Genomic DNA, 233 nt, shown 5'->3' with positions numbered 1-233 from the left:
AACCACCGTGCGCATGGCTGCCAACCTTGATTATGACACTATCCTCATCTCAGATGCCACGGCTACGTTTGACCGTGTAGGCATCAATGGTGAAACCTACAGCGCAGAGACCATACACCTCACTACCCTGGCTAACCTCAAAGACGAGTTTGCCGAGATACTGGACACCCAAGCTCTTTTAGAAAAATTGTAAAAACAATTTATTATTACATTTCTAAGATTTATTTGATTAA

The 233-nt window shown here is 42.5% G+C and carries 1 pseudogene; it reads left to right on the top strand.

Annotated elements, in window-relative coordinates:
• Positions 1-193: pseudogene (locus tag E1176_RS00010) on the top strand (cysteine hydrolase); the annotation flags it as partial.
• Positions 194-233 lie beyond the last annotated feature (40 nt).

The organism is Fulvivirga aurantia (assembly GCF_009711475.1).
Classification (GTDB): domain Bacteria; phylum Bacteroidota; class Bacteroidia; order Cytophagales; family Cyclobacteriaceae; genus Fulvivirga; species Fulvivirga aurantia.
The sequence above is the reverse complement of the archived record's forward strand: the minus strand, read 5'-3'. Positions and strand labels throughout refer to the sequence as shown.